Below are 3,049 nucleotides of genomic sequence, written 5' to 3' on the forward strand. Positions count from 1 at the left end.
AGCCGGGACCCACTGTTGAACCCGCCGATTATCGCGAGCGCTACGCAATCCTCACCGGTCATCGTATCGATCTGTGCCCAATCTGTGGTGGCTGCATGGTCGAGATCGGCCTTTGGCCGCGCTCGCCATCGCGGCGACGCGCAGCACCGCGCTGTGATACCTCATGACGCTCGAACCCGCCTCTTTGCGCATCATTGCACGGTTCTCCATGCTGACGCCGCCGGTCGGAACGTCAAGACATGCTCGCAAAACTCCGTCGCGCGTGCTCGCATCGCTTATTTGCGGCCAACACGCATGCGATCGTCCTCGCACACGCGATCGCCCGGATCTGCTCTTCAGCACAGTTTGCCCTTGGCTCAACCGTACGGCCAAACAATCCATGATCGAACCGCCGGCGCCGATCTCGAACGCCCATAAGCTTCGATCAACAACACGCGGCTTCGTTCAATCCGGCTTCAAATAGGTCCCGCGCCGAGCTCGCGGCCAAGTCCGTGACGCGGGACCTATTTGAACCCTCCAGCATTCCGGCGAACCCAACATGCTCCATTATGAATGCTCGGAAGGCGTTCATCCGGATCGCACACTAGGCGCAGCCGACAGCCTTGCGCGTTAGTTGACCCACGTCATTGGGCTCTCTGTCGTCGCTCCAGACAACATTCCTGGCGCTGGAAGTAGCGCAGTTAATCGGGCGGTTCGGTAGCCCGCCGAATGCAATACCGATCAGAACAATGATTGCGAGCTTTAGTTTCGGATGTCCTGTAAAAACCACTCAATTGGGATATTGATCCCAAGACCCGCAGCTTTGGCCCGGTCGTAGACAAGCCTGCCGACAGCGGCGAACTGCAAGCCCGCCGATGTATTGTGGTAGAAGATGGTCTCAGAATCCGCTTCGCGGCCGGGGACCTCGCCTGAAATGACGCTGGCCAGTTTGGGATATGACGTCTTGTTATAGCGTCGCCGGTACTCCCTGTTTGTGGGGCGGCGTGCGCGATCCTGTTCCGAGCCGATGATGAGGTCGGTGTAACCCTCGGTCGCGTTCACGAATATTTTGTCCACGGCTTGGAATGTAGCATCGTCCATTTCATCGGGGCGGCAGCGGACCAGGAATGCGCCCGGCCGATGCCATTTCAGCATTTCGGATTTGTAGACTGGGACCCGGGAATCCGTGCAGGTCGCGACCATGTCCACATCGGTCAGTGCCGCCTGCGCAGAATCGCACGGCACAACGCGCACTCCGAGCTTCGTTGACATCTCCTCGGCAAACCTCTCGCGGTTCGCCGGTGTTGGGCTATAGACCTTCACCTCCTGCAGCTTTCGAACAGAGTTGATCGCTTCCGTGTAAGTTCGGGCCATTCCGCCCGATCCAAGTACGCCAAGGACACTGGCGTCCGGCCGGGCCAAATACTTTGCGCCGACCCCCGCCGTCGCGCCCACGCGGACGTGCTGCAGTATCCCATCGTTGAGCAGACCGATGATCTCTCCGGTCGTCGTATCGATCAAAATCACGAAACCGCAATAACGGCCCGGCTCCATACAGAACCATTCCTCGGTTTGAACGCCGCGATAGTCGGTCCATCGCAGGATGTCGGATTTGAAGCGAAGCGCGAGCGTCGGGGGGTCCGCCATGGCGCCGAGGAGCGATCCCCAACGGTAATAATCGCCGTCCTTGGCCGTCGGCGACCATAGGTCGGTGCGCGGTTGAAAGGTAGCGTAGCCTTGCGCGTATTGGCGTAGCACACTCTCCATGGCCGACACGGCTGCTCCTGTGTCAAGCACACGCGCGGTTACGTCGTTGTTGATGAGCAGCGGCATTATCAACCTCTTCAATTTGGTCGGGAGACGAGGGATGTAGGATCGTGATGGTCCAATGCAGCGAAGGCGAACGATGACCTATTTTGCGATCATATACTTACGTGCCGTCGCGATGACATCAGGCGGCGTTGCAAACGCCTTGTCGATCACCGCTTTTAGATCATCCGCGCTTCCCGAGTGCAGCGGTATCTTGCGTGCCGCGCATGCCGTTCTGAATTCACTATTGTGCAGAACTGCGACAAGCGCCGCGCGAAGGACCGCGACGCGGCTTTCGGGAACGCCTGCTGGCGCAACCAGCGAACGCCCGAGACTTCTTTCAAGTGTTAAAAAGCTGTAAAGCGCTCGCTCTTCCTCCGAAGCCGCCAGCGCGGTCAGCAGTGGGACATCCGGGATCGCGGGATCGGCGCGATCACCCATCTGAAACACGATTTTTGCAACGCCTTGACCGCTCACCCAATCCGGCCGGATTGTCTGGATGGCCAAGAAGGACGCAAGCATTCCTTGAATCTCACCGCGATCGAGGGCGAGCGCCATGTTGTTGGTGCCTTGGAATCCTGCGATCATTTTAAACTTTGTGTCCTGAAAATCGTTCATCAGCGTCGGAACGACGAATTGGTAAGAACCGGGCCCCGTCGATCCGAGTATAACTTGTTTTTGTTTAAAGCCAGCCATGTCGGTTGCCGGCGCATCCTTTCTGACGGCAAACGCGCTGTTCAGCGACGAAATTATTCCGATAGGAATGAATTTATGGGCGTCGTACATCACTTGATCCGGAAAAAGGAGCTGGTGCGTAACGGCGCTCTCGTGAATGAGGTAGATGACTGTGCCGTCGGTCGCCGCATTGTTGGCGACATAATTCGACGCTCGGATACCCCCGGCGCCGCTCATGTACTGGGGGATGACATCCGGATTCCCGGGAATTTGCTGGGTCAGAAATTTCGAAATGATCTGGCCGAAGGTTGCGAACGCGCCGCCCGGTCCCGCCGGAATGATGAGATGAATGGTCTGGCCCGCAAAGAAGTTGGTTTGCGCCGCGGCGGGGCCGGCCAGCCAGCCACTGGCCGCCAAAACCGCCGCGGCAGCTGCTCTCAACGTCAAATTCACATTTTCCCTACCTTTCGTCGTACTCAATCGGAGAGGAATGTGGCGGCTAATAGTTTGGTCCGCCACTTAGATTATCAGAACCTCATGAACATGAGTGTTCTGCCGGGGTAAGTCGAAGTCAACAAGCGTTGCC

2 protein-coding genes and 1 pseudogene are annotated in these 3,049 nt (G+C 57.9%); 1 reads left to right on the plus strand and 2 read right to left on the minus strand.

The features are described 5' to 3' along the window. Positions 1–167 (plus strand): annotated as a pseudogene (locus WB528_RS28375) (IS91 family transposase); the annotation flags it as partial. A gap of 574 nt (positions 168–741) precedes the next feature. Here WB528_RS28375 and WB528_RS28380 read toward each other — a convergent pair. Next, on the minus strand, positions 742–1,812 hold the full coding sequence (locus WB528_RS28380; RefSeq protein ID WP_423892780.1) for an ornithine cyclodeaminase family protein: 1,071 nt from the start codon (positions 1,810–1,812) through the stop codon (positions 742–744). 78 nt (positions 1,813–1,890) lie between these two features. After that, complete coding sequence (locus WB528_RS28385; RefSeq protein WP_423892782.1) at positions 1,891–2,916, minus strand: Bug family tripartite tricarboxylate transporter substrate binding protein; 1,026 nt, start codon at positions 2,914–2,916, stop codon at positions 1,891–1,893. Between the last annotated feature and the right edge of the window lie 133 nt (positions 2,917–3,049).

The sequence above is a fragment of the Bradyrhizobium sp. genome (genome assembly GCF_049586575.1).
Taxonomy (GTDB): Bacteria; Pseudomonadota; Alphaproteobacteria; order Rhizobiales; family Xanthobacteraceae; genus Bradyrhizobium.